This window comes from Lysinibacillus sp. JK80 (genome assembly GCF_027557635.1).
GTDB classification, from domain to species: domain Bacteria; phylum Bacillota; class Bacilli; order Bacillales_A; family Planococcaceae; genus Lysinibacillus; species Lysinibacillus capsici.
The window spans coordinates 2,331,297-2,356,364 of record NZ_CP058997.1 but is presented as its reverse complement, the minus strand read 5'-3'; the positions used below and the strand labels follow the sequence as shown (position 1 = coordinate 2,356,364).

At 37.6% G+C, this 25,068-nt stretch carries 23 protein-coding genes; 21 read left to right on the top strand and 2 right to left on the bottom strand.

Annotation, left to right across the window (positions count from 1 at the left end; all coding sequences use genetic code 11):
* Positions 1 to 39 precede the first annotated feature (39 nt).
* From HXV90_RS12170 to prfB, 9 genes are all read left to right on the top strand, one after another.
* A complete protein-coding gene (locus tag HXV90_RS12170) occupies positions 40 to 414 on the top strand; it encodes a flagellar protein FlaG (RefSeq protein WP_131522097.1) in 375 nt (124 codons plus the stop codon).
* 30 nt (positions 415 to 444) lie between these two features.
* Positions 445 to 1,998, top strand: a complete 1,554-nt coding sequence (gene fliD, locus HXV90_RS12165) for a flagellar filament capping protein FliD (protein WP_269897324.1) — start codon at positions 445 to 447, stop codon at positions 1,996 to 1,998.
* Between the two features lie 35 nt (positions 1,999 to 2,033).
* Entirely contained in the window at positions 2,034 to 2,396 is a 363-nt protein-coding gene (locus HXV90_RS12160) for a flagellar protein FliT (protein WP_216486501.1), read from the top strand.
* A 274-nt stretch (positions 2,397 to 2,670) separates the two neighbouring features.
* Entirely contained in the window at positions 2,671 to 3,081 is a 411-nt protein-coding gene (fliS, locus tag HXV90_RS12155; RefSeq protein ID WP_269897323.1) for a flagellar export chaperone FliS, read from the top strand.
* Positions 3,082 to 3,262: 181 nt separating this feature from the next.
* The gene (locus HXV90_RS12150) at positions 3,263 to 3,646 is read left to right on the top strand and encodes a PilZ domain-containing protein (RefSeq protein WP_269897322.1); all 384 of its coding nucleotides are present in this window, start codon (positions 3,263 to 3,265) and stop codon (positions 3,644 to 3,646) included.
* Positions 3,647 to 3,736: 90 nt separating this feature from the next.
* Positions 3,737 to 4,288 carry a ribosome hibernation-promoting factor, HPF/YfiA family gene (gene hpf / locus HXV90_RS12145; protein ID WP_004227537.1) on the top strand — a complete coding sequence of 184 codons (552 nt, stop codon included), beginning with the start codon at positions 3,737 to 3,739 and terminating at the stop codon, positions 4,286 to 4,288.
* Between the two features lie 144 nt (positions 4,289 to 4,432).
* Positions 4,433 to 6,943 carry a preprotein translocase subunit SecA gene (gene secA, locus HXV90_RS12140; RefSeq protein ID WP_269897321.1) on the top strand — a complete coding sequence of 837 codons (2,511 nt, stop codon included), beginning with the start codon at positions 4,433 to 4,435 and terminating at the stop codon, positions 6,941 to 6,943.
* Positions 6,944 to 7,271: 328 nt separating this feature from the next.
* The gene (locus HXV90_RS12135) at positions 7,272 to 7,814 is read left to right on the top strand and encodes a competence protein ComK (RefSeq protein ID WP_048392056.1); all 543 of its coding nucleotides are present in this window, start codon (positions 7,272 to 7,274) and stop codon (positions 7,812 to 7,814) included.
* Between the two features lie 122 nt (positions 7,815 to 7,936).
* A protein-coding gene (gene prfB / locus HXV90_RS12130; RefSeq protein ID WP_237497242.1) for a peptide chain release factor 2 occupies positions 7,937 to 9,041 on the top strand; the annotation gives its coding sequence in 2 pieces (ribosomal slippage) (positions 7,937 to 8,011 and positions 8,013 to 9,041; 1,104 coding nt in all).
* A 43-nt stretch (positions 9,042 to 9,084) separates the two neighbouring features.
* Here the strand turns inward: prfB and HXV90_RS12125 are convergent.
* On the bottom strand, positions 9,085 to 9,594 hold the full coding sequence (locus HXV90_RS12125) for a competence protein ComK (RefSeq protein WP_048392055.1): 510 nt from the start codon (positions 9,592 to 9,594) through the stop codon (positions 9,085 to 9,087).
* 227 nt (positions 9,595 to 9,821) lie between these two features.
* On the opposite strand from HXV90_RS12125, the gene HXV90_RS12120 reads away from it, so the two are divergent.
* From HXV90_RS12120 to HXV90_RS12090, 7 genes are all read left to right on the top strand, one after another.
* The gene (locus HXV90_RS12120; RefSeq protein WP_048392054.1) at positions 9,822 to 10,070 is read left to right on the top strand and encodes an IDEAL domain-containing protein; all 249 of its coding nucleotides are present in this window, start codon (positions 9,822 to 9,824) and stop codon (positions 10,068 to 10,070) included.
* 429 nt (positions 10,071 to 10,499) lie between these two features.
* Positions 10,500 to 12,479 (top strand): excinuclease ABC subunit UvrB, encoded by a 1,980-nt coding sequence (gene uvrB / locus HXV90_RS12115; protein WP_115674275.1) that lies wholly within the window; start codon positions 10,500 to 10,502, stop codon positions 12,477 to 12,479.
* A 7-nt stretch (positions 12,480 to 12,486) separates the two neighbouring features.
* Positions 12,487 to 15,354 (top strand): excinuclease ABC subunit UvrA, encoded by a 2,868-nt coding sequence (uvrA, locus tag HXV90_RS12110; protein ID WP_112117403.1) that lies wholly within the window; start codon positions 12,487 to 12,489, stop codon positions 15,352 to 15,354.
* A gap of 283 nt (positions 15,355 to 15,637) precedes the next feature.
* Positions 15,638 to 16,825 carry a DUF4097 family beta strand repeat-containing protein gene (locus HXV90_RS12105; RefSeq protein ID WP_269897320.1) on the top strand — a complete coding sequence of 396 codons (1,188 nt, stop codon included), beginning with the start codon at positions 15,638 to 15,640 and terminating at the stop codon, positions 16,823 to 16,825.
* A gap of 242 nt (positions 16,826 to 17,067) precedes the next feature.
* Positions 17,068 to 17,754: a cell division ATP-binding protein FtsE gene (gene ftsE / locus HXV90_RS12100; protein WP_016991524.1), complete on the top strand. Its 687-nt coding sequence runs from the start codon at positions 17,068 to 17,070 to the stop codon at positions 17,752 to 17,754.
* Complete coding sequence (ftsX, locus tag HXV90_RS12095) at positions 17,744 to 18,628, top strand: permease-like cell division protein FtsX (protein WP_004227513.1); 885 nt, start codon at positions 17,744 to 17,746, stop codon at positions 18,626 to 18,628. The genes ftsE and ftsX overlap by 11 nt, the downstream gene beginning before the upstream one ends.
* Before the next feature lie 53 nt (positions 18,629 to 18,681).
* On the top strand, positions 18,682 to 19,989 hold the full coding sequence (locus HXV90_RS12090) for a murein hydrolase activator EnvC family protein (RefSeq protein ID WP_048392050.1): 1,308 nt from the start codon (positions 18,682 to 18,684) through the stop codon (positions 19,987 to 19,989).
* Between the two features lie 26 nt (positions 19,990 to 20,015).
* Here the strand turns inward: HXV90_RS12090 and HXV90_RS12085 are convergent, their stop codons facing one another.
* A complete protein-coding gene (locus HXV90_RS12085) occupies positions 20,016 to 20,441 on the bottom strand; it encodes a hypothetical protein (RefSeq protein WP_269897319.1) in 426 nt (141 codons plus the stop codon).
* 201 nt (positions 20,442 to 20,642) lie between these two features.
* Here HXV90_RS12085 and HXV90_RS12080 point away from each other — a divergent pair, with 201 nt between their 5' ends.
* The 5 genes from HXV90_RS12080 (at position 20,643) to HXV90_RS12060 (ending at position 25,047) form a co-directional block, all read left to right on the top strand.
* A complete protein-coding gene (locus HXV90_RS12080; protein WP_048392049.1) occupies positions 20,643 to 21,275 on the top strand; it encodes a hypothetical protein in 633 nt (210 codons plus the stop codon).
* Positions 21,272 to 21,859, top strand: a complete 588-nt coding sequence (locus HXV90_RS12075; RefSeq protein ID WP_048392048.1) for a redoxin domain-containing protein — start codon at positions 21,272 to 21,274, stop codon at positions 21,857 to 21,859. Before HXV90_RS12080 ends, HXV90_RS12075 begins: the two co-directional genes overlap by 4 nt.
* A 220-nt stretch (positions 21,860 to 22,079) precedes the next feature.
* The gene (locus tag HXV90_RS12070) at positions 22,080 to 23,522 is read left to right on the top strand and encodes a S41 family peptidase (RefSeq protein WP_048392047.1); all 1,443 of its coding nucleotides are present in this window, start codon (positions 22,080 to 22,082) and stop codon (positions 23,520 to 23,522) included.
* A gap of 122 nt (positions 23,523 to 23,644) precedes the next feature.
* A complete protein-coding gene (locus tag HXV90_RS12065; RefSeq protein ID WP_269899003.1) occupies positions 23,645 to 24,826 on the top strand; it encodes a PDZ domain-containing protein in 1,182 nt (393 codons plus the stop codon).
* The gene (locus HXV90_RS12060; protein WP_004227503.1) at positions 24,826 to 25,047 is read left to right on the top strand and encodes a DUF2198 family protein; all 222 of its coding nucleotides are present in this window, start codon (positions 24,826 to 24,828) and stop codon (positions 25,045 to 25,047) included. Before HXV90_RS12065 ends, HXV90_RS12060 begins: the two co-directional genes overlap by 1 nt.
* Positions 25,048 to 25,068: the final 21 nt, after the last annotated feature.

Genomic DNA, 25,068 nt, shown 5'->3' with positions numbered 1-25,068 from the left:
TAGAAGCAAGTAAAAAAATATATATGTGAGGTGAATTCAATGCGTATTACATCGCAAGGGCAGCCTACAGAAGGAGGCAACGTAACTCCAACCAAAGCATCAGAGAAAATAACATCTACCGATTATACTCATATAAGTTCAACACCAAGTGGAGAAACAGCGTTAGTTACTGTAGAAGAAAAAGAAATTTCAAAAGAAAAACTACAACAAGCAGTTGATACGATGAATAATGTGTTGGAGGCAAACAGCAATACGGCAAAATTTGTTTATCATGAAGGGTTAGATCGCTTTTATGTAACGGTTGTAAATAAGGAAACGGATCAGGTTGTAAAAGAGATTCCACCTAAAAAGTTATTAGATGCCTTTTATGAAATGCAAAAGATGCTTGGGTTGATAGTAGACGAAAAAATCTAAACGTATTCAATATTAAGGAGGAAAATGATTATGGTAAATCGAATTGGCGGTTTGGTCTCGGGAATGGATATTGATGGACTTGTACAAAAAATGATGAGAACACAACGAGCACCATTAGACAGACTATTTCAAAATAAGCAAATAGGGGAATGGCAACGTGATGCTTACCGAGCTGTTAATACAAAAATCAGAGCATTTGATACGTATATGGCTGACAATTTAGTGTTAAAGGAACTTAATAGTAAGACGGCTTCTAGTTCTAACTCTAAATTAGTCGATGCTAAAGCAACTGGAAGTGCGTCAGGTACAATAAGCATTGAAGAAGTAAAACAACTAGCAACTGCAGGTCGTCTAGTAGGAGCAAAAACAGTAAAAACTGAAACAGCAACAGGCTCAACAAAATTAAGCGATTTAGGTGTAACAAGTTCAACGATAGATATTAAAGCGATTCAAAATAATGGGACACTTGCAAAAGAAGCTACAAAAATTAGCATTATAGAAGATATGACAGTGGATCAGTTTATAAATAAAGTTAATACTAGTAATGCTGGTGTGACAGCCATTTTTGAAAATGGCCGATTCTCCTTTACCGCTAAAAATACAGGTGATGTAATAAATGGGGAGGAAATCGAGCTTGTCGGTGCAGATGCTCTAGGATTTTCAGCAGCTGATTTTGCTAATCCAGATACAAGTAAAAAAGCTAGTGCAACAGCGGGACAAAATGCTGTTTTCACAGTTAATGGTATCGAAACGGAACGTACATCCAACACCTTCTCCATTTCTGGTTATAATATTACATTAAAGGAGAAATTTGACCAAGGTCCTGCCGTTACAATCACTGCGACAAGCAATGTAGATGAGATGGTAGATAAGGTGAAAGATTTTGTGAAGACCTATAATGGGTTTGTCAAAGACTTAATGGATCAAACAAATGAAACAAGATACCGAGATTATCCACCACTAACGGATGAACAAAGGAAAGAGCTGTCTGAGAGTGAAGTAAAACTTTGGGATGAAAAAGCGAAAAGTGGTTTACTAAGTAGAGATAGTATTTTGCGCGATGGTTTATCTAATATGCGCTCTTTACTCTACCAGTCTAATCCCGCAGTCGAGGATACAAACTATAACACCCTTTATAAAATTGGGATTACTACAACTCAAAATTATAACGATGGTGGTATGATTGAGATTAATGAGGAGAAATTGCGTCAAGCCTTAACAGAAAATCCAGATGCTGTTGAGCAACTCCTTACAAGTACTGGAAATAAAAATGGTACTGTGACAAAAGTGAACCCAGATACTGGTGTAGAGGAGACCATTACAACAGATACACGTGGTTTTGTTAAAAAACTACGTGATTCATTGGAAGGTTTTAAACTTGCTATTGAGGATAAAGCTGGACGAGCAAATATGGCCGATGAAAAATTTAGTATTGGTCGAGATTTGAAAGCAACAACTGAGCGAATGGATAATTTAAAAAGAAGATTAGAAACGATTGAGCAAATGTATTGGAAACAATTCACAGCTATGGAGCAAGCAATGAACAAAGCCAGTGAACAATCAAGTATTTTTATGCAAAGGTAAATAAGAGTCGTCATTAAGTGAAATAGAGGTGTACTATGCAACTAGTAGAACAACTATTACAAGTATCGACGAACTTATATAAAGTTTTAGACGATACACTAATTAGTGAAGAACGTGATGAATATATTGCACATATACATGAGCTTCTGGATCAACGTAAAATTATTATAGATATGTTAGTACAAGAAGGTGGTTTTCGCTTTGACAAGCAAAATCGTATTCATTGTAAATTACTAGAATTAGATAATGGAATTAAAGAAAGATTGGAGATTGTAATAAATTCCATTAAGAAGGATTTAACAAATCTACAAAAAGCTAAAAAAAATGAATCTCAATATTATAATCCTTTTGCTAGTGTGCGAGTAATGGATGGGATGTATTATGATAAAAAAAATTAGTAAATTTAAAGATGTGATGTGACTTACTATTGAATAATCACAAATAACATTTAGATAACCAAAATCATATAATCACTGATTCTTTAGATAAGGAAATTGATGTATATAGATAGGTATAAGTGCAAATTGTACAAATCAATGTTTACGAATTTATATATTACGACTTTTCTCAAAAAAGTAGAAATTTGATGGGAGAGCTTTGTGATATATATTATATATGGTAATATTCGAAAAAATAAATGTCAATATATTCTAAAAAAGGGGTTGACCTTTTATGTCAGCTAATTTATCGGCGCAAAATGCCTATAAACAAAATACTGTTTCTACTGCTTCTCCCGGAGAACTAACACTGATGCTCTATAATGGTTGCTTGAAGTTTTTACATCTGGCTAAGATAGCTACTCGAGAAAAAAAGATTCAAGCTAAAAATACCAATATTCAAAAAGCGCAAGCTATTATTCAAGAGTTAATAGTGACATTAAACATGGATTATGCTATTTCTAAAAATATGTTAGCATTATATGAATATATGAACCAACGTTTAATGGAAGCCAATATGCTAGATGATGTAGCCATTATTGAAGAAGTGGAAGGATTGGTGACGGAGTTTCGCGATACGTGGAAGGAAGTTATTCGCATTAATCGACAACAGCAATTTGGTCAGGGAAACAGCGGACAAATTTAGACACAATTAGAGACCATCGAAAGTGATGGTCTCTTTTTTGTTAAATCGATATTATCATGAAATAGTCATAAATTAGGCTATTCAACGGTAAAATATGTTACTTATTCCCTGTGGCTGTTAGTTGGGCATCATGGCATAATCAAAGCAATAAACATGTTTAAAAGAGTACTGGGGTGGGAATATGATTTTTAAGCGTCAAGAAGGTTTCCGATTTAAATTTAAGGAGCCTATTCAAATAACTTTTGCTATTTATGAGAATGGGAAGGTTAATCATGGACAAACGGCTATGGCTGACTTGTTGGATATAAGCCCACGTGGATTAAAGATGTTTACGGAAGTGGATTTAGGTATAACCCCTCCTCCATTAGATATCCATTTTGTGCTTGATACACAAGAAGTTCGCGCTTATGGAGAAGTGATTTGGAGTCGTCCATTTGGGAGTGGCAAGCAATATGGCATCTATTTCAATAATCAAGGACCCGTGGAAGATTTGATTGTTGAAGAACTAAAGCTTCGACGAAAAAAGGAAGCAGCAGAAGCGAAAAAACAAAATAATAATTTATAAAAATTTTTGTAAAAAAAAGAATGATTTTAGAGGAATTTCACACACTTGTGTAGAAATAGATAGTATAGCAGTTATAAAGGAGGAGTTTACATGTTAAACTTTAACATTCGTGGTGAAAATATTGAGGTAACTCCAGCTATTCGAGAGTATGTTGAGAACAAAATCGATAAAGTTGAACGCTATTTTAACGAAGATGTTAATGCCAACGCTAATGTCAATTTAAAGGTTTACAATGACAAACAAACTAAAGTGGAAGTTACTATTCCAATGAAGAATCTAACTCTTCGTGCTGAAGAGCGTCATAATGATATGTATGCTGCTGTTGATCTAATTGTTGATAAATTAGAGCGTCAGATCCGCAAGCATAAAACAAAAGTAAACCGTAAATTCCGCGAGCGTGAAGGTGCAGGCCTTTATTTTGCTACTACTCAAGCAGCCGCTGATGCTGTGTCAGAGGAAGAAGAATACTCAATTGTTCGTACAAAGCAATTTGATTTAAAACCTATGGATCAAGAAGAGGCAGTTCTACAAATGAATATGCTTGGACATGATTTCTATGTCTTTACAGATGCTGAATCGAACGGCACAAATATTGTATATAAACGTAAAGATGGAAAATATGGCTTAATTGAAACAACTTAAAACTTCATGATGACGAAGGCTCTCGCGATGGCGAGGGCCTTTTTTTGGTATGACAATCATATGTAGCCGAGGTGACAGTTTGCATGAAACTGTTACACAATGGTAAAATGAAAGTTGAATCTATATAGGAAGTGAAAAACATTCATGGCAAACCTATTAAATAAATTATTTGATTTCAATAAACGTGAGCTAAAAAAATTAGAAAAAATCGCTGACCAAGTTGAGCGTTTCGCTTCTCAAATGGAACAGCTTTCAGATGATCAACTACAAGCGAAAACAGATGAATTTAAAAAGCGCTATGCTGAGGGTGAGCATTTAGAGTCGATTCGTGCCGAAGCGTTTGCTGTTTGTCGAGAAGCGGCAAAACGTGTATTAGAAATGTACCCATTCCGCGTTCAAATCATGGGGGCAGCCGCTCTTGATGAGGGGAATATTGCGGAGATGAAAACCGGGGAAGGTAAAACTTTAACAGCGACAATGGCTGTTTATTTAAATGCCATCACTGGTAAAGGTGTACATGTTGTAACAGTCAACGAATACCTAGCGAGTCGTGATGCTGCTGAAATGGGACAACTTTATAATTTCTTAGGCTTATCTGTTGGGCTTAATTTAAATAGCCTTTCAAAAGATGAAAAACGTACTGCTTATGAGGCAGATATTACGTATAGTACAAACAATGAGCTAGGATTTGACTACTTACGTGATAACATGGTGCTTTACAAAGAGGAACGTGTACAACGTCCATTGCACTATGCTGTCATTGATGAGGTGGACTCGATCTTAATTGATGAAGCTCGTACGCCATTAATTATTTCGGGTCAAGCTGGGAAATCAGCACAGCTTTATAAACAGTCTAATGCGTTTGTGCGTATGTTAAATGCAGAGACAGACTATACGTATGAAGAGTCCACAAAAGGTGTTACGTTAACAGATGCAGGTGTGGAAAAGGCAGAAAAAGCATTTGGCATCGATAATCTATTTGATTTGACACATGTTCGTTTAAATCATGCGATCAATCAATCATTAAAGGCGCATGTTAGTATGCATAATGATGTCGATTATGTTGTGCAGGATGGCGAAATTGTGATCGTTGATGGCTTTACTGGTCGTTTGATGAAGGGTCGTCGTTATTCTGATGGCTTACACCAAGCGATTGAGGCTAAAGAAGGCGTTGAGATTCAAAATGAATCGATGACAATGGCGACAATTACCTTCCAAAACTACTTCCGTATGTATCAAAAGCTTGCAGGGATGACAGGTACAGCGAAAACAGAGGAAGAGGAATTCCGTAATATTTACAATATGAATGTTGTCGCTATTCCGACGAATAAACCGATTGCTCGTGATGATCGTGCTGACTTGATTTTTGCAACGATGGAAGGGAAATATAAAGCAGTTGCTGCTGATATCGCAGAGCGTCATAGAGCTGGTCAACCTGTTCTTGTTGGTACAGTTGCTATTGAAACGTCTGAGATTATTTCTAAACTATTGGATAAACATAAAATTCCTCATAATGTATTAAATGCGAAAAATCATGAACGTGAAGCTGAAATCATTGCGAACGCTGGTACAAAGGGTGCAGTGACAATTGCAACTAACATGGCTGGACGTGGTACCGATATTAAACCTGGCGAAGGAGTACTCGAAATTGGCGGTTTAGCGGTAATCGGTACAGAGCGACATGAATCACGTCGTATTGATAATCAGCTTCGTGGACGTTCTGGTCGTCAAGGGAATCCAGGGGTTACACAATTCTACCTATCCTTAGAGGATGATTTAATGCGTCGTTTTGGCTCTGATAATATGAAGTCGATGATGATGCGCTTAGGTATGGATGATTCCCAGCCATTGCAATCTAAAGTTGTGTCGAGAGCTGTAGAATCAGCGCAGAAACGTGTCGAGGGTAATAACTTTGATGCGCGTAAACGCTTATTACAATATGACGATGTACTACGTCAGCAACGTGAGATTATTTATAAAGAGCGTTATGATGTACTAGAAACAGAAAATATGCGTGTGCTTGTTGAGTCTATGATTCAAGAAACAATTGATAATGTTGTTAGCCTGTATACTCAAGGTGAACAGAAGGATTGGAACCTAAAGGCTATTGAAGACTTTGTAGCGGCTAATCTTTTAGAGGAAGGTCAACTTAAAGTATCTGATTTCCAAGGCAAGTCTGCTGAAGATATTAATCAGCTAATCTCTGATGCTGTTCATGTTCGTTATGATGAAAAAGAGGCAGAACTGACACCAGAGCGTATGCGTGAGTTTGAAAAGGTTATTTTATTACGATCAATCGATACAAAATGGATTGATCATATTGATGCAATGGATCAACTACGTCAAGGTATCCATCTGCGTGCTTATGGTCAAAACGATCCACTTCGTGAATATCAACAAGAAGGCTTTGCGATGTTTGAGGATATGGTAGCCTCTATTCGCGAGGATGTTGCGAAATATGCGATGAAAGCAGAAATCCGCAATAATCTGGAGCGTGAAGAGGTGGCAAAGGGGCAGGCTGTTAATCCAAAAGAAGAAGGTGGCGCTTCGCCGAAAAAGCAACCAGTACGTAAAGCTGAAAACATTGGCCGTAATGATTTATGTCCATGTGGTAGCGGCAAGAAATTTAAAAACTGTCATGGCACAGCTCAATAATATCTAGGTGAAAAAATCATTTTAACTACGTGTTGAAATGATTTTTTCTTTTTAAAATTACTTAAAAATGAAGAAATTTTAGTATAAAAAGTCAGAATTTATAGACAATTGAAAAATATGGGTATACAATAGCTGTAATAATAGGTATATAGTACAAGTTATTTATCCTATTATTATCCTGAATTTTTGATGGTGATACTAAGTCTTAAGGAGGATCGGAATTTTCAAGCAATCTTACTCATTGAAAATAGCGGGAATGTACGCATATTTGTATATTCCTTTTTATTTTGACTGGAAGCAACATAAAATGTATAAAGGGGGACTATAGATGCATAAAAAAGATATTATGAATAGTGAAACAATGATGTATATGCCTGTGTATGATTCCTTTGGAAATTTATGTACGCAGGTGTATGAGAAAAATAATGAGTATATATCTACGTTACCACCAACGAAATTATTGGACTTTAATCTGCGTTATTTTGGTTCTAGTTTAAGAGGAGCGTTCGATGGTTCGAAAATGATCCTAGGCAAGCTTAATAAAAATCCTATCGTCGTGCACGAACGTTGTAATATTTTATGGTTTCCTAGTAGGTCTCCTTTACACCCTGACTGTATCTGGTTCGCAGTTCATCATATAGATGACTATGTCGCTGTGGATAAAAAGAGGACAAAGGTTACTTTTATGAATGGCAAGGAATTTATTGTGGATGTCAGTGTCAATGCGTTAGAGTCTCGGATTCAAAGAGCTTTTTTATTAAAATATAGACTAGAGAAACGAACAAAATATTTACTTGTTCAGTATGACCGTGTGAAAGTATTTCAACGTCTTGCCAAGAATATGTTTGAGGACGAGACGCAGGATAGTTGACTTAATTCCACAAAACATCTGCTAGATAGTATGTTTTCGTTTCTAAAAACGTTATAATAAAAAGATACGGAGCTTTATGAATAAAGTGTTAGCTCCATGACTAACGTTCGGAGGATTTAACGATGATTGAATTAGCAGATGTACGCAATGTGTTAGACACTACAGCCAAAAAATTGGCGGACTTTAGGGGGTCTCTTTGACTTAGAGAACAAAGAGGCACGTATTCAGGAGCTAGATGAAATGATGCTAGAGCCAGGCTTTTGGGATGATCAGCAAGGTGCTCAGGTGATTATCAATGAAGGAAATGGCTTAAAAGCTATTGTCAATGAATATAAAGATTTAGTGGAAACACATGAAAATTTAGATATGACACTGGAACTTTTGCGTGAAGAACCAGACGAAGAATTACAAGAAGAACTAGGCAAAGAACTAGCAGAATTCCAACAAAAGATGGCTGATTTTGAGCTTCAATTACTGCTAAGTGGCCCATACGATCAAAACAATGCCATTTTAGAGCTGCATCCTGGTGCTGGTGGTACGGAGTCACAGGACTGGGGTTCAATGCTATTACGTATGTATACACGATGGGCTGAGAAGCGAGGATTTAAAGTGGAAACAGTGGACTATCTACCAGGAGATGAAGCTGGGATTAAATCTGTAACATTGTCGATTAAAGGTCACAATGCTTTCGGTTATTTACAAGCGGAAAAGGGTGTGCATCGTCTAGTACGTATTTCTCCATTCGATTCGTCTGGCCGCCGTCATACGTCCTTCGTTTCCTGTGATGTTATGCCAGAGTTTGACGACAATATAGAAATCGATATTCGTACAGAGGATTTAAAAATTGATACGTATCGTGCAACAGGTGCAGGTGGTCAGCATATTAATACGACAGATTCTGCAGTCCGTATTACGCATATTCCTACTGGTACGATCGTACAATGTCAAGCTGAGCGCTCCCAGATTAAAAACCGTGAAAAAGCGATGACGATGTTAAAAGGGAAGCTATATCAACTAGAACTTGATAAACAGCAGGCACAATTAGATGAAATACGCGGTGAGCAAAAAGAAATAGGCTGGGGCTCCCAAATTCGTTCGTATGTCTTCCACCCATACTCGATGGTGAAGGATCATCGTACAAATGAAGAAACAGGTAATGTGGGTGCTGTGATGGATGGCGACTTAGATCCATTTATTAATGCCTATTTACGTTCAAAAATAAATTAATACCCAGATTCCCCAAGAGTGAGATGCTCTTGGGGAATTTTTGTTAAAAGGGTGGATGATAGGGTGCATCTTGGCTCAGCTGTTTTCGTTCATTCATGTAATATTTATACAGCATAGATGCGTTAAGAAATTGTTTACTAATGGAAGCATAACGAATAGGTAGTTCGATTTGTTTATCATTTTTTAACGTTACAATACACCCCAATTCACTAGGTGTAATATTAATAATTGCATGAAGCCCTATCCATATATTGTGAATGGAGCTGGGTGAATAAGTTGGCAGAAAAATACAGGGATAACCATAATCAAAGGCCACGACGATTGGTAGCTTGTGTTGATTGCCGAAAAAACGTTTAGCCGATTGTTTTGCGGCTTCATAAGTTGATCCTAATGAGAGACAGGATTTTCGAAGGACATGCATCGGTTTGCGTGTAACAATCAGCTCATTATGCTTATCAATCACATGCGTGAAGACTTTGGAGTCATGCTGAATAGGTTGCAGCAAATAAGTATTGAATGAAATTAAGTAGCCGTTTACAAAGTTAGTTGTCATATAGGGAGTGCCTCCTTTTTTCTAGTGATAACGGTAGTGTAAAACAGAATATGACTTTCTTAAATTAAATGAAATAGTTGAAAATCGTTCAGAAAAGCACGAAATGCCTAGAGAATTTGCTCTAAATATAAAATGATTAATAGCTAATCCAAGATATTTTCGAATCGTAAGCATTGCTTTTTAAATTCAATTTTCATATAATTTAGAAAAGGATCGAGGTGGGATCGTTGGATAAATATTATTCGTATACAGATTTTCTGAAAGCCGTTGGTCAGTCGAAAAAAGTTGATGAGGCAGAGAAATTATTAAACGAGATTTATTTAGATTTATTTTTAAATCGTATCCAGCGTATGCATCGGCAAGAGCAGCTCATGGTTCTGATAGATAGAGCACTCGATGAAAAAGATGAAAACGCATTTTATCAATACGCATCCGAACTAACTTCCTTACACCAAACAGAAGATGAATCATGTTGACGAACCCGCTCTCCATATCTATTGGAGAGTGGGATTTTTTTGCTTTTGAAAATATTTGCAGAGGATGTGAAGATTGTATGTTTTGGTTAGAAGAAGTGATCTTGCTTATAGAATGGGGAAAGTCATTTAAAAAGTTTGAGACGCTGTTTATAAAAAAGTGAGAGTCGCTCTAAAAGTACATAGCCCGGCTCCTGAGAGAGTGTGAGCTGCACATAAAGCAAAACAGGAAATCCCATCCATCGATGAAGCTTGAAAACCTAATAAAACGGCTATTATAAGAGTAACAAGTTAAATTGACTGTATTGTTATGTAATAAAAATTTTAGAGATGAAAAAAAAATTTACAAACATTCGTTCGTTAAATGTTCGAAATTTTAATATTGCTATGCTAAAATATATGTACAAATTGGAAGAAAGGACGGGGACATGAGTGCAAACATTTGATTTACAAGCGCCATATCAGCCTAACGGGGATCAGCCACAGGCCATTGCGGAATTAGTGGAGGGTGTGAAAGCAGGCAAACGTCATCAAACATTGCTTGGTGCTACTGGAACAGGTAAGACGTTTACCATTTCGAATGTCATCCAGCAAGTCAAAAAACCAACACTAATCATGGCACACAATAAAACGTTAGCTGGCCAGTTGTATAGTGAATTTAAAGAGTTCTTCCCAAATAACGCCGTTGAATATTTTGTCAGCTACTATGATTACTACCAACCAGAAGCTTATGTACCGCAGACAGATACCTATATAGAAAAAGACTCTAGCATTAACGATGAAATTGATAAGCTGCGTCACTCTGCTACTTCTGCATTGTTTGAGCGTGAGGATGTCATTATTATTGCATCCGTGTCCTGCATTTATGGTTTAGGTTCTCCCGAAGAATATCGAGAAATGGTTGTTTCCATTCGTACGGGTATGGAAATTGAACGTAATCAGCTACTGCGCAAGCTTGTAGACGTTCAGTATGAGCGAAATGATGTTAGTTTTACTCGCGGAACATTTCGGGTACGTGGAGATGTAGTGGAAATCTTCCCAGCCTCTCGTGATGAGCATTGTATTCGTGTGGAATTTTTTGGGGATGAAATCGATCGCATACGTGAGGTAGATGCACTAACGGGAGAGATTTTATCGGATCGAGAGCATGTTGCTATTTTCCCTGCATCTCACTTCGTTACACGAGAAGAGAAAATGCGTAAAGCGATTGAAAACATTGAAAAAGAATTAGAGGAACGACTTGCATTATTACGTGCAGAAGATAAATTACTAGAGGCACAGCGTTTAGAACAGCGTACACGCTATGATTTAGAGATGATGCGTGAAATGGGCTTTTGCTCTGGGATTGAAAACTATTCACGTCATTTAACATTGCGTGAAGCAGGTGCTACTCCATATACTTTGTTAGATTATTTCCCCGAAGACTTTTTACTTGTGGTTGATGAAAGTCACGTAACACTTCCACAGGTTCGAGGAATGTACAATGGTGACCAAGCACGTAAAGGAGTGCTCGTAGAACATGGCTTCCGATTGCCATCTGCTCTAGATAACCGTCCATTACGTTTTGAAGAGTATGAAAACCGCGTACATCAAGCGATCTATGTATCAGCCACACCAGGTCCTTATGAACTGGAGCATACACCAGAAATGGTAGAGCAAATTATCCGTCCAACTGGATTATTAGATCCATTAATTGATGTACGTCCTATTGAAGGTCAAATTGATAATTTAATTGATGAAATACAAGATCGAATTGCGCGTGATGAGCGAGTTTTAGTGACAACGCTAACGAAGAAAATGTCTGAGGATTTAACGGCTTACCTGAAGGAAATGGGCTTAAAAGTAGAATACTTACATTCAGAAATTAAGACACTAGAACGTATTGAAATTATCCGTGAGCTACGCAAAGGAACGTATGATGTGCTAATAGGTATTAATCTATTGCGTGAAGGTCTTGATATCCCTGAGGTGTCCCTTGTGGCAATTTTAGATGCTGATAAAGAAGGATTTTTACGTTCAGAGCGTTCATTGATTCAAACCATTGGTCGTGCTGCTCGTAACGCGAATGGTCATGTCATTATGTATGCGGATCATATAACAGACTCGATGAAAAAGGCGATTGATGAAACGCAACGTCGTCGTGCGTTACAAATGGCTTATAACGAGGAGCATGGCATAACACCTCAAACGATCATTAAGAAAATCCCAGATGTGATTCGTGCAACACAAGTAGCAGAAGAAGAGGAATCCTATGTAACAAAGGCAACAAAAGGCAAAAAGCTGACAAAGGCGGAAAGAGAACAGCTCTTGGCTTCTCTAGAAGTCGAAATGAAGGAAGCAGCAAAAGCGCTTGACTTTGAACGTGCGGCTGAGTTACGAGATACAATATTTGAATTGAAGGTAGAAGGGTGAATGACTTGTGAAAAATACTGAAATCGTCGTGCAAGGTGCACGTGCTCATAATTTAAAAAATATTAATGTCACAATTCCACGTGACCAATTAGTCGTTTTAACAGGATTATCGGGCTCTGGAAAGTCTTCTCTAGCATTTGACACAATTTATGCGGAGGGCCAGCGTCGTTACGTTGAGTCCCTTTCCGCCTATGCCCGTCAATTTCTTGGACAAATGGATAAGCCAGATGTCGATGCGATAGAAGGTTTATCGCCTGCTATTTCCATTGACCAAAAAACGACAAGTCGTAACCCACGATCTACTGTCGGTACGGTAACGGAAATCTATGATTACCTACGTTTACTTTATGCACGTATTGGTAAACCGATTTGTCCAAATCATGGCATAGAAATCACTTCCCAAACGATTGAGCAAATGGTGGATCGTTTATTAACCTATCCTGAGAGAACTAAGATGCAGCTCCTTGCACCAATGGTTTCTGGACGTAAGGGTACACATGTTAAACTGCTAGAAGATTTAAAAAAGCAGGGGTTTGTTCGTGTACGAATTGATGGGGAATTGCGTGATTTAGATGATGCTATCGAACTTGATAAAAATAAAAAGCATTCCATCGAAGTAGTAGTGGACCGTGTTGTTATGAAGGAAGGGATTGCTGCTCGTCTGAGTGATTCTTTAGAAACGGCTTTACGCCTGGCAGATGGACGTGTGCTTGTCGATGTGATGGAACATGAAGAGTTATTATTTAGTGAGCATCATGCCTGCCCATTATGTGGTTTTTCTATTGGTGAGTTAGAGCCTCGTATGTTTTCATTTAATAGTCCGTTTGGTGCTTGTCCAAGCTGTGATGGCTTAGGTTCAACACAAGAAGTAGATTTAGATTTAGTGGTGCCTGATTGGGATCGTTCTTTGTTAGAGCATGCCATCGCACCATGGGAACCAACAAGTTCGCAGTACTACCCACAATTACTAAAAGCTGTATGTGATCATTACGATATTCCAATGGACGTGCCTGTGAAGGATTTGCCAAAGGAAAAGATGGATAAAGTTTTATATGGCTCTGGAAAAGACAAGATACACTTCCATTATGAAAATGAGTTTGGCAATGTGCGAGATCAAATGATTGAATTTGAAGGGGTGGTGCGCAATGTTGAGCGTCGTTTTAAAGAGACGACATCCGATTATGTTCGTGAGCAGATGGAAAAATACATGGCACAGCAGGCTTGCCCTTCATGTAAAGGGTATCGTTTAAAGCCTGAGACGCTAGCAGTGAAAGTAGCTGATAAACATATCGGTGAGGTCACACAATATTCAATTCAGGAAGCAGACACTTTCTTTAAAGAGCTTGATCTCACTGAAAAGGATATGCAAATTGCTCGATTAGTTTTACGAGAAATCGAAGAACGATTGGGCTTCCTTGTGAATGTTGGTTTAGACTATTTAACATTGAGTCGTGCAGCAGGTACATTATCTGGTGGAGAGGCACAACGTATTCGCCTTGCTACACAAATTGGTTCACGATTAACGGGAGTCCTCTATATTTTAGATGAGCCTTCGATTGGTTTGCATCAGCGAGATAATGATCGACTGATTAGCACATTACAAAATATGCGTGACATTGGAAATACGCTGATTGTGGTAGAGCATGATGAAGATACGATGCTTGCTGCAGATTATCTCATCGATGTAGGACCTGGAGCAGGCGTCCATGGCGGTCAAATTGTGGCAGCAGGTACACCACAGGAAGTTATGAATAATGAAAAATCCTTAACTGGACAATATTTAAGTGGTAGAAAGTTTATTCCTTTACCAATTGAAAGACGCCAACCAAATGGTCGAAAGCTCTCCATTAAAGGTGCCAAGGAAAATAATTTACGCAATGTTAAAGTAGATGTTCCATTAGGCTTATTTGTAGCAGTGACAGGTGTGTCTGGTTCAGGGAAATCTACACTGATAAATGAAATTTTATATAAATCTTTGGCACAGAAGCTTAATCGTTCAAAGGTTAAGCCTGGCGAGCATAAAGAAGTGACAGGTATCGATGAGCTTGAAAAAGTAATCGATATTGATCAATCGCCAATTGGTCGTACACCTCGTTCAAACCCAGCAACTTATACAGGTGTTTTTGATGATATTCGCGATGTTTTCGCAGCAACAAATGAAGCAAAGGTACGAGGCTATAAAAAAGGACGCTTTAGCTTCAATGTTAAGGGCGGTCGCTGTGAAGCATGTCGTGGTGACGGCATTATTAAAATTGAAATGCATTTCCTTCCAGATGTTTATGTACCATGTGAAGTATGTCACGGCAAACGTTATAACCGTGAAACACTTGAAGTGAAGTATAAAGATAAGAGTATTGCAGATATTCTCGATATGACAATTGAAAATGCAGTAGTGTTCTTTGAAAATATTCCAAAGATCCAGCGTAAGCTACAAACGATTGTTGATGTGGGGTTGGGTTATATGAAATTAGGGCAACCAGCCACAACCTTATCGGGTGGTGAGGCGCAGCGTGTAAAACTAGCCTCTGAATTACATCGACGCTCAACAGGGAAATCCTTCTATATTTTAGATGAACCAACGACAGGATTACATGCCGATGATATTGCTCGTTTACTTGTCGTTTTACAGCGTCTTGTTGAAAACGGTGATTCGGTATTAGTTATTGAGCATAACTTGGATGTGATTAAAACAGCTGATTATATCATTGACTTAGGTCCAGAAGGCGGAGACAAAGGTGGTACGATTGTTGCAACTGGTACACCTGAAGAGGTAGTAGAAGTAGCAGGCTCCTATACAGGCAAATACTTAAAACCAATTCTGGAACGTGATCGTATGAGAATGGATGCATTGCTAGCAGAAGCTACTAAGTCTTAAGATTTTTACATTCGAACGGAAATGATTAATCTGGATTGAAAGGTGATCTTAAATTGGGGAAAGTCGCTCAATCCAGATTGAAAATGATTCGAAATGTGAAGAACCCACTCAAACAGAGGTCAGAAGTGATCCAACTAATCTAAAAAACGAGCAATAAAATCTTCAGAGGTAAAAGCCTGTCGATGTTGAAATGAAAAGACCCAATTTATTCAATTTTGCAGTGAAACTTTTCACATGATGAATCGTATAAATAGTATAACGAACTGAGGGAGGCTATTTATTTATGCAAAATGAACGTCAACGAATTTTAGAACTTGTAGAAAAAGGAACAATTTCGGCACAAGAGGCGATTACATTATTAGAAGCATTAGAGCAACCTGGCAAGTCTACTCAACATGTTATGAATGATGTGTCGAAAGAGACGCAATCCTTTTCAAATGAAAAAGAGCCATTATTTGAAGAAAAATCAAAAGATGGTGACAAGAAAAAAGATGATTTTATGAAATACTTCCAAGATGAAATGCAGGATTTTCGTAAGGATTTAACGCAAATCGGTTCTCTTTTTATGGATATGATGAATACGGCTGTTAAAAAGGTAAAGGAATTTGATGTAGCTTCTCCATTTGGAGATAAAATTGAATTTACCCATACAGAAGAAGTGGCTGCTGCCAATGTGGACAATATTATTGTTGAATTACCGAATGGTAACTTCTCATTGGAATCCAGTGAAGGAGAAACTATTCAGGTGATTTGCAAGGTAAAGGCACCTTTGATGAACGAAAGTGAAGAAGAAACTCGTAATCACTTCTTAGAGCAATTTGTTGTGAAAGAAGAAGCGCAATCACTTCGTATTTTGAGCCAATTAAAGCTTGTTCAAGTCAATGTGAAGGTGCTAGTACCAAAGGATAAACTTGAAAAATTATCTGTTCGTCTAATGAATGGTAGTGTTTCATTACAGGATACAGAATTTAAAGAATTAAAAGTGAAAACGTTAAACGGTGCCATTAAAGGTACGAAATTTAATTTTGGAAAAGCTGAAGTGGATTCTTCTAATGGTTCCATTGAATTAACGAATGTTCGAGGTAAGGATTTAGAGGCTGAAACATTGAATGGGCGTGTTTATTTGGATGGTGCATTGGATGAAGTTGAAGCTAAGTCTGTCAATGGACATGTAGTCGTAACAACATGCTCGACAAATTCTTCTAAAATTAAAGCTCAAACAGTTGCTGGAGCAGTGGAATTATATGTCCCACGAACAATTTCATTGAGCGGTAAAGTCGTAACGAATTTCGGTAAAGTGGATGTGGGTATCCAGGATGTTTCTAAAATGGAGTCACAAGATCAATTCTTATCCAAAGTAGTCCGTTTCGACAAAGAAGTTGAAAATGCGAATCGCCTATTTATCGAGGGTGAATCGAAAACTGGTGCTGTTTTAGTGCGCTACACAACAACAGATGAACAACAAATTTAACAGTAGAAGCATTCAAGGTAAAGCTTGAATGCTTTTTCTTTTCAAACAGGATTCGACCTAGCACATAGAGGCGAATCTTGTTTTTATTTTTGTCATATTTTTAAGGATAATGGCAAGGAAAGAATGAAATAGAAGGAACTGCCACGGATTGAAATGAAACTGTAATAAAAAAACAGAAATAGAGTGCTATAATAGTAAAAGAAATACCTCTTACATAGATGAGAGTTTTAGGTGGTTTAATCATGATAGAAATGAAAAATGTGACAAAGAAATACCCAAACGGTGTTGTTGCGACAAATGGTATTTCCGTTAATATAAAGCAAGGCGAATTTGTGTATGTAGTTGGCCCAAGTGGGGCAGGGAAATCCACATTTATTAAATTGATGTACCGTGAAGAAAAAGCAACATCAGGACAAATAATTGTAAATGGTATTGATTTAGCAACTTTAAAGAATAAGAAGGTCCCTTTTTTGCGCCGTCAACTTGGTGTAGTTTTCCAAGATTTCAAATTGCTACCTCGTTTGAATGTCTATGAGAATGTAGCGTTTGCGCTTGAAGTAATAGAGGAAAAGCCAGATGAAATCCGACGTCGGGTTATGGAAGTGCTAGAACTAGTTGGATTGAAGCATAAAGCAAGAATGTTTCCAAATGAACTTTCAGGAGGAGAGCAGCAACGAGTATCGATTGCTCGTTCAATCGTCAATGTCCCAAAAGTGGTGATTGCAGATGAACCTACAGGGAATCTTGACCCTGAAACATCATGGGAAATTATGAATTTATTTGAGGAAATTAATGCACGTGGGACAACGATTGTAATGGCAACCCACAACCGTGAAATTGTAAATACGATTCGACGTCGTGTTATTGCAATTGAAGGCGGCTTAATTGTCCGTGATGAACACGGAGGTGAATACGGCTATGAAATTTAGTACAGTAAAGCGCCACTTCCGGGAAAGTATCAAATCACTTGGTCGAAATAGCTGGATGACCATTGCCTCTGTCAGTGCCGTTACCGTTACGCTCATTCTAGTAGGTGTTTTTGCGCTTATTATGATGAATTTAAATAAAGTAGCAACGGATTTAGAAAATGATGTCGAAATTAAAGTGTTAATTGATGAAACAGCAGATGAAGCTGCTGAAAAAGCACTCATCGAAAAAGTCAAAAAATTGCCTGGTGTCTCCGAGATGACGTATTCCACTAAGGAAGATGAGTTAACCAAGCTAGTAAAAGACTTCGGTGATGATTTTAAACTATTTGAACAAAGTAACCCTTTACGTAACGTTATTTATGTAAAAGCTGCTGATCCACAGCAAACAGCAAAAGTTGCGAAAACCATTGATAAATATGAGTATACATATGATGTAATGTATGGCGAAGGAAAAGTTGAAAAACTATTTAACTTCTTAAATATTAGTCGTAATGTAGGAATCGTACTTATTTTAGGGTTATTATTTACGGCAATTTTCTTAATTTCGAATACAATTCGTATAACGATTATAGCTCGACGTGATGAAATAGAAATTATGAAACTTGTAGGGGCTACAAATTCATTCGTGCGTATCCCATTCTTATTAGAAGGTATGTGGCTTGGAATTTTAGGTTCAATTATTCCGATTGCGGTTGTCACGACCCTTTACCACAATATTTATAAAATTATTGCACCACGTTTACAAGGAGAGCTTGTTCAATTACTAGATTTTTCTCCACTTGTGTATCAGGTAAGCGGTCTTCTGTTACTCATTGGTGTACTGATCGGTATTTGGGGAAGTTTCATGTCAGTACGTAAGTTTTTAAAAATTTAGTCACAACGGATATTTGTGAAAAAGAAAAGAATAGTCGAAGGGGAGTTCAATCGGTGAAAAGTAAGGCGAAAAACATATTAAAAACACTTGCAGCAGCATCTGCTCTAATTCTTTTTATCCAAACCCCATCAGCATATGCAACAAGTTTATCGGATTTAAAAGAAGAAAAGAAACAAGTTGAAACAAAGAAGAATCAGTTAAATTCATCTATCAGCAATAAATCAAATGCAATTACAGCTAATCAAGAAAAGCAACAACAAATCTTAGATCAAATTCAAGCATTGAACGCTGAAATCGACAAAACTAATAGTAATATTAAAAAAGTACAAGCAGATATTCGGGCAACAAATGAGGAAATTAAAAAGTTAGAAGCTTCTATTGAAGAGCTTTTGCATAAAATTGAAGAGCGCGATTTATTGTTACAAGAACGTGCACGTGCCATTCAAGCTGGGGGCTCTGTAAGTTATTTAGATGTTTTGCTAGGCTCTAATAGTTTTGTAGACTTTATTGATCGTTTCTCTGCAGTTAATGCATTATTGGAAGCGGATCGTCAAATTATTCAAGATCAAAAAGATGATAAACAAAAATTAGAAGAGCAAAAGCAAAGTGTAGAAGAGAAACGTAAAAACCTAGAAGGTAAAAAAGCTGAGCTTGAACGATTAAAAGCATCATTAGACAGTCAAAAAACTGAGAAAAATAAACTAGTAGACCAATTAGAAAAAGAGCAAGAAAAGCTGAAATCAGAAAAGGTATTACTTGAAAAAGAATACTCAGAGGCTTTGGAAGTAAGTCAGGAATTGCAAGATCAAATTATTGCTGAACAAAATCGTTTGGCTGAAATTGCACGTCAGCAAGAGGCAAAACGTAAAGCAGCCGCCGCGGCCGCGGCAGCTGCTGCTGCTAACAATGGTGGCGGATCATCTGGTGGTACAGTCCATGCGCCTCAATCAAACGGAACTTGGATAAAACCAACGAATGGTCGCTTAACATCACCATATGGTTGGCGAAATCTTGGAGCAGGTCCTGAATTCCATTATGGTGTCGACCTTGCAAATGCAACGGGAACACCAATATGGGCAGCAGCAGATGGCGTTGTTTCTTACGCAGCACCACTTAGTTCGTATGGTAATGTTGTCATTGTAACGCACTCTATCGATGGACAAATTTACACAACCGTTTATGCACATTTAAGTGCATTTAATGTTAGTGTAGGACAAGAAGTAACACAAGGTCAACAAATTGCAGCCATGGGTAGTACAGGTCGCTCTACTGGCCCACACTTACACTTTGAAGTGCATATTGGTCCTTGGAAAGGACAAGCAGTCGGCAGTGTAAATCCACTGAAATATATTCCATTGTAAACATAAAAGCTATACACTAGCGTTTTCTAGTGTATAGCTTTTAATATTTCATCGAATGTTTCACCATTCATCAACTTATAGGTTTGCCCATTAATAGCCAATAAGCCATTTTTGAAGAACAGTATTTTTAATGTATGGTCAAAATAAGTAAGATCCAATTGATAGACAACATCAGCTTTTTTGTTATTTAATAAGGTTCTTTTTACTTCCAAAGTACGTAAGTCTAAACGCAAACATCTTAATCGTAGATTTTCACGATTGATAATGGTAAAGCTTTTATTGGTACCAATGTCAACTTTCCAAATCGTTATCTTATTTACTATTTCTAGAAGATATTTATTAGGTGAAAAATCTTGTAGTAAATTCTTTGTTCGATACTCTGAGTACAGCATCAGAACACTAATACTAAGACAAATAGCAGCAATCCATAGTATAAGTCGCTTTGAAAGCATAACTCCTCCCCTTTTCTCATTTTACGAAATATTCCATTGAAAGTTTCATCGCTATTATAAGATTCTAAATAATGTTATGATGAATATATACTTAGTGGGGTATTTTTATTTTGTTATTTCTGAAGATTTTCTTAAAACAGTGTGAAATAGTCTTTTTTTAAAAAGGTTCTATGCTATGCTTTCGGAGGAGGATTCGTTGAATTGATAAATACAGAGTGGTACTCAATCCGAACATTAACTTTACCAGCTACTGCAGTCGCTTTACTTATTACTTTTTTTATTGTGTGGCTTATCTTGCGCTTACAATTTTCTAAAAAGTGGTCTGAGCTATATAGTGATGCCATTTTCACCTTTATTATTGTTTGGAAGTTAAGTTTGCTTGTAACAGATTTCAAAACGGTAGTAAACAATCCAATTACATTGCTTTATTTTAATGGCGGAACAATGGGTGTTCTTCTCGGTGTCATTGTAGCATCTTTGCAAATATGGAGAAAGCGACAGAGTCTACAGCTTGAGGAACAAGAGATGATAGCTGGTAGCTGGGCTATTATTCTCACGCAATCCATTTATCAAATGCTTGCTGTGCTATTTAATGACAACAACACATCAAGTGAAGTTATAACATTAGCTGTGCTAAGTGTAGTCACGCTCGTCATATTATGGAGATTAGTAGCGGTGAAACAAGCTCTCATACTCTATACAATTAGCTATTTGATAGTGGCTATCTTCCAGCCGCTTGGTATAGGGCAAACAGCTGTGGCTGTCAGTGTAATACTACTTTGTTTGGGCTTAACTATTCAGCATGAACGAATCAATGTGGGAGGTAAGAAATGAAAAAAAATATTGGACTGCTGATCGTTGTGCTATTAGTGGTTGCGATGATTGGTACATATGTAAAACAACAAATTGACGAAGAACGTGCTATTGATAAATCGGCCCTAGGTAAGGATATGGAGGAGCTAGAAACCGGCTTAAGCAAAGGCGATATACCGCCTGATTTCACCTTAACAAGCTTAGACGGGGAAGATATCACGTTAAGCGATCTTCGTGGAAAAAAAGTCGTTTTAAATTTCTGGGCGACATGGTGCCCACCTTGTAAGGCGGAAATGCCTCATATGCAAAGCTTCTATGATGAGTATGCAAAAGAGAAAAACGTTGAAATTATAGCGGTCAATTTAACAGAAGCCGAACGTGATGTGACCGCTGATGCCAAAGTGGACACAGTGATGACATTTAGAGATAGCTTTGAGCTAACGTTCCCTATTTTATTGGACCCTGACAATGAAGCTGGCTTGAATTATCAAGTCATCACGATTCCAACCACTTATTTTATTGATTCCAAGGGCCTCATTCAACGCGCCATCAGAGGACCAATGGACGTGGATATGTTAAATGATTATGTAGATGCACTAGATTGATTCATAAAAAATCTGCTCGTTTTCTATAGTGGAAACAAGCAGATTTTTTTATTTTTCATAAATCAAGGTGAATACTCGCGGGAACCAAGGTATATCCGTGCGAATCAACAGCCAACATCCATGTGTAAAGTGAAATATTCTCTCTTAACAAATTTGAAAGGTAATTTTGTATGTTTGAAAAAATAGAGTCATACAGTAAAAGAGACGGAGGAGGGAAGATTTGCGCAAATTAACAGCCGGTGTCGGAGTCCTACTTAGTAGTTTGGTGGTGGGCAGTGGTATTTACTTTGATTGGTTTAATATTGGCGATAAAAAGGAGCCTGTTACGGAGGTTGATACTATTGGTGAGGCTATGACAATCATTGAAGAAAAATCAGTATACAGTACAAAAAAGGATGAATTAGTGGAAGGGGCTCTTCGTGGGATGGCTGATGCCATTAAAGATCCTTATAGTACGTATTACTCCAAGGAAGAGGCTGAGCAACATCGGCAAATGCTAGCTGAAGAACGAGTAGGCATCGGTATTGAACTAACCGAAAATAAAGGGAAGTTTATCGTTGTGTCACCTGTTCGCTCATCACCAGCAGAGAAAGCAGGCATGCGTTCACTCGATGAAATTGTACAAGTTGATGGGGTACGGATTGATGGGAAAACGATGAGTGAATTAATGCATTTAATTCAAGGTGAAAAGGGAACGAAAGTAACCATTGTTGTCTATCGTCCAAGTGAAGATAAGCATATTAAGATGACGATGGAGCGTGCAGCAATTTCCAATAAAACGGTAACTAGTGAGGTAGTGAAGGTAGAAGATACAGCTATTGGCTATGTAGTGATCTCATTATTCGGTGAAAAAACCGCCAATGAATGGGTGGCAGAAACGAGTAAATTACTTCGTAAAGATGTGGAAGGAATTGTGATCGATGTACGGGATAATCCAGGTGGTTATTTACATAGCGTCGCAGCGCTACTGAGCACAGTATTGGACAATGGCAAAGTATTTGCATATATGCAAAATGCGGAAGGTGCTATGGAACCATTAAAAACGCAAACAAAAGGCTTTGATGAAAAATATATAGAAACGATGAATAAAATTCCAATTGTTGTTTTGCAAAATCAAGGTAGTGCATCTGCTAGTGAAGTATTGAGCGGTGCTTTAAAAGGCTGGGGACGCGCTTCACTTGTTGGGGTTAAGAGCTTTGGAAAAGGGACTGTACAAGAATCTTGGGAGCTTTCCAATGGCGGCGAGCTTAAATTATCAACCAACAAATGGCTAACACCAAAACGTGAATGGATTCATGGGCAGGGCATTGAAGCTAGTTTAATGATTGAGCAAAATGAATTATTTGCTTTTCAACTTCATCCACTAACAGGTAAGTTTAAAGTGGGTGATATGAGTGAAGAGATTTCCTATTCACAAAACGCCTTGCAGAAACTAGGCTATCAAATCGATCGTTTAGATGGCTATATGGATGAAACGACCGCAGAGGCCGTTAATCTTTATCGTAAACAGAAAAAATTAAAGCTAGCAGAAGATGAATTTTATATGGACACGACTTTCTTTAATAGTTTAAACGAAACGTTAAAGGATTTTAAAGCCGATCGTCAAAATGACCAACAATTCCAAATGGCCACTAGTTTTTTACTGCATACGATTGACCAATAAAACTCGCAGACAGAACAAAAATACCATAATACAAAGCTTTCTATGAGTTTGTACTACGCAAGCGTGTAGTCCTTTGATACAATAAATTCATAGTATTCAAGATAGAAATGGCGGGTGTTCGTATGGTTAGTGAGATATTAATAGAAATTGTAACAGCGATTGGCCGCTTTTTACTCAACCCATTACTATATATAGTCATAATATTTGCTATTATTTTAGGTTATCGTCGAGTAAAACAGGAGCGTAAATATTTTAATAGACGTATTATTTGGGGCTGGACGGAGCTAATCGGACAATGGAAAGATGGGTGGCTCTATGCACTAATTATTTCTATCATTAGTATTGGAGCAGGTCTAACTGTCCCAAAGGAATTTTTAATCATTTTAACGGCAGTTTCTATAGTAGCACTTATCTTATTTGTCATGAATGCAATGTCGCCTATTTTGACAATGGGGATTGCCACACTTGCCATATGGGGTATGTCCTATTACAATTGGTCATTTTCCTGGTGGAAAATTTCAGTAGAGGATGTCCATTTAGAGAGTGGCGCAATTGTGACAATTACCATTCTTGCGGGCCTTTGTGTTATTGCAGAAGGGCTATTAATTCGACGTATGGCGATGAAGGTTACAACACCTTGTATTGAGAAAACGAAGCGGGGTATGCAGGCAATTGTCTATCGGTCAAAAAATGTATGGGTATTACCTATTTTCTTTGTTATTCCTGGTGATGCGATCTCGGCTATATTCCCATATTGGCCACAGTTTACGATAGGTCATAATAGCTTTGCAATTGTGTTATTTCCACTTGTCATTGGCTTTACTAAACTGACAAGAAAGGAATTACCAGCTTACATGTATCCAAAAATTGGCCGACCTGTCTTTTTACTAGGACAGCTTATTTTAATAGGAGGATTGGCTGCGTATTTTGAGCCAGTGATTGGCTTCATTACACTTGCTGTTGGTGTAATTATCCGCATTATAATTGCTATCTACTTTGCACAACAGGAAAAAACAGATCATTATGCAGTTGCGCCAAGTACGAAGGGTGCTATTATTGCAGCTGTTCTTCCTGATTCACCTGCTGAGAAGATGGGCTTACTTGCAGGAGAATGTATCCGCAAAGTAAATGGTGTGTCAATTTTTACAGAAAATGAGTTATATGAAGCACTGCAATTAAATGCAGCTCATTGTCGTCTAGAGGTTTTAGACCGAAACAATGAATTACGTTTAACACAACATGTGATTTATAGCAATGATCATTACCGTATTGGATTATTATTAGCTGAGCCGAGGGAAGTATAATGGACGTTTTTGGGAAAATGATGCTAGCATTATTCATACCAGCTTTATTGGTATTACTATTCACTAGAATTACCTATAACCGCTATGTTGCATTATTATTAGCCATTGCACTTATTGCTGCCTCTGTATATGCAGGCTATACATCCCCACCTATTATTTTCGTTATCGATGCATTTTCATTAACAGTAGGCTTTTGGCTAGCAAGTAAAATGAATAAATAAGGAAAGGTCAGTCCAGGCAAT